This window comes from Aquabacterium sp. UBA2148 (assembly GCF_002328915.1).
In the GTDB taxonomy this organism is placed as follows: domain Bacteria; phylum Pseudomonadota; class Gammaproteobacteria; order Burkholderiales; family Burkholderiaceae_C; genus Aquabacterium; species Aquabacterium parvum.
This window is the reverse complement of the sequence record NZ_DCXA01000105.1, coordinates 3,553-6,151: the sequence shown is the minus strand read 5'-3', so window position 1 is coordinate 6,151 and position 2,599 is coordinate 3,553. Positions and strand designations below refer to the sequence as shown.

Sequence of the window (2,599 nt, the reverse complement as noted above, 5' to 3'; positions counted from 1 at the left end):
CCTCGCACATGGGACAGGTGGTGCTGGTGACCGAGGCCAACAACACCCCGGTTTCGCTCGTCAAGCAGGCGTACGCCACGGTTGAAAACCACCCCGTGGTGCTCGGCTTGCTGAACAAATACCGCGGACCGAAAGGCAGCACGGCTTATGGCTACTACGCACCGTGAAGCCCTCAAGGCTGCGTGCCTGGTCGCCTGCACCAGTGGCGCACTGATGCACGCCGGCCTCGTGCAGGCTCAAACGCGCACCCACAGCGTCACCCCGAAAATCGCGGTGAAGGTCGAGCACACCGACAACGTCGACTCGGTCAGCAACACCGCCCAGCAACCTCGGCGCAGCGAAAACACCCTGACCCTCAACCCGATGTTGATGTTCGAACATCGCGGGGCCGACACGACGCTGGATGGCAGCTTTGGCATCCTCGCCGAACAACGCCTGAACAACACCGGGGCAGACCGGGTGTCACCAGACGGTTTTGTGAGATGGCGAACCCTGCTGAGAGAACAAGGCTTGGGCCTGGACGCCAGCCTGCAATCTCAACAGGTGCCGCCATCGATTGCTTCGGTCGGACAGGGCATCGACAGCACCAGCACCACGTCCACTCAGACGCGGGCCAACTTCAGTCCCACCCTGGAGCGCCGCCTCAACGAGCGTCAGAGCCTGCGGCTGCAGGGCAATGGGCTGCTCATCCGCACCGACCCGCGCGATGACACCCACCGGACCTTGGGCACCCGCGCCAGCAACGTGCAATTGTCCTGGCTCAGCAGACCGGCCCCCATGGGTTACGCGATCGAAGCGAGGTCGCTGAACGAGCACTCGACGGTCGAAACCCCCGCGGTGATCACCGGCACCAATGCATCCCGAGAGATCGGAGAAACCCGCCAGCGCTCGGTGAGCGCGACGCTTTTGTACGCATGGGGCGAGGAGTTGCAGGTAGGTGTGCTCGCGGGCGTTGAGGAAGATCGCCGCCGGGTGACATTCGACACGCCAAGCACCAAGCTGCAACTCGATCGCGACTTCGACGGACCCTTCGGCGGCTTTCAGCTGACCTGGCATCCGACCCCGCGAACCACGCTTGCGGGCCGTTATGAACGACACGAAACCGGGCGCACCTGGAACGCGGACTTCTCGCACCGCATGCGTCGGACCACCTTTGCGTTGCTCAGCAGCCAGTCGACGGTTCGCAACACGCCAACGCTCACCACCGACCTGGGGCAACTCGCCAGCTCGGGGCTGATCACCAGCGCGCCCACTTCCAGCACGCTGACAGCAGACCGCAATGCGGTGACCAATGCGGCGCTGGGGGTGCAGCGCAACCTCGCCCTGAGGGTGACTTATGAAGGCGTGCGCGCCACCTTGAACCTGACGTCAGGACGCTTCCAGTCCAGGGCGCTGTTGAGTGCCAGCACGCAGACCCATGGCACCGACCGCAGCCGGTACCACGCAGCCCTGGTGTCCTACAGGCTGACGCCCAACGTCACCCCTTCAGCCGGCCTGCGCTGGAACCGGGCGCAAGACGGCCTTGGCGTGTCACGCCGCGAATGGGTCGGGTCGCTTGGTTTGTCGGTCCGGCTGTCGCCCCAGACCGAGTTCAGCGGAGGCTTCAGCCTGCTTCGCAGCCGAGGCACGTCGATCGCCACGTCAGACTCCTCCCTCACGGTCGTGCGCAGCGCCAACGTCCGTCTGGAACACCGCTTCTGAGGCAGCACGCATGTACGAGTCGTACTTCGGCCTGAACGGCGCCCCATTCCTGCTCAATCCTGACCCGAGCTTCTACTTCGACAGCCGGGGGCACAACAGCGCCCTGTCCTACCTGAAGTTCGGCCTCTACCAGGCCGAGGGCTTCATCGTCGTGACGGGCGACATCGGCGCGGGCAAGACCACGCTGGTGCGCACGCTGCTCAGCGACATCGACAACGAGAAGGTGGTGGCCGCCCAGTTGGTGAGCACCCAGCTCGAAGTGGGCGACCTGCTGCGATCGGCCCTCACCGCCTTCGGGGTGCCGGTCAAAGGGCAGACCAAGGCCGAGCTGATCGCCTCGCTGGAGGCCTACCTCACGCTGTTGGCCACGCAGAACAAGCGTGCCGTGCTGATCGTCGACGAGGCCCAGAACCTCAGCCGCGACGCCATCGAAGAGCTGCGCATGCTCTCGAACTTCCAGTTCGGCAACCAGGCTCTGCTGCAAAGCTTCCTGATTGGTCAGCCCGAATTGCGCGACATGCTGCTCTCGCGCAGCCTGGAACAGCTTCGCCAGCGCGTGATTGCGTCCTACCACCTGGGGCCGATGGACCGGGAAGAGACCCGCCGGTACATCGAACACCGCCTGCACAAGGTCGGCTGGCAGGACAACCCGCACTTCGACGACGACGCCTTCGACGAGATCTACCAGTGGACCTCCGGCATCCCCCGGAGGATCAACCTGCTGTGCAACCGGGTGCTGCTGGCCACTTTCCTGGCCGAAGGGCACATCGTCACCTCGGCCGACATCGCCCGTGTTGCACTGGAAATCCGCGCCGAGATCGGCGAAGTCACACCCAGTCCACCACCAGCCGGATCGGGCCTGGCGCCCCTGTCACCCAGCCAGGCGCGCGAGCCCCAG

At 64.9% G+C, this 2,599-nt stretch carries 2 protein-coding genes; both read left to right on the top strand.

Annotation, left to right across the window (positions count from 1 at the left end; genetic code table 11):
- The first annotated feature begins 213 nt into the window (after window positions 1-213).
- Window positions 214-1,701 carry a hypothetical protein gene (locus tag B2W70_RS05685; RefSeq protein ID WP_286743697.1) on the top strand — a complete coding sequence of 496 codons (1,488 nt, stop codon included), beginning with the start codon at window positions 214-216 and terminating at the stop codon, window positions 1,699-1,701.
- 10 nt (window positions 1,702-1,711) lie between these two features.
- Window positions 1,712-2,599 (top strand): XrtA/PEP-CTERM system-associated ATPase (locus B2W70_RS05680; RefSeq protein ID WP_286743696.1); only part of this gene is annotated, 888 nt, incomplete at its 3' end.

Coding starts and splice junctions, on each gene's coding strand:
- B2W70_RS05685 (WP_286743697.1), top strand. CDS start 214: ATGCACGCCGGCCTCGTGCAGGCTCAAACGCGCACCCACAGCGTCACC.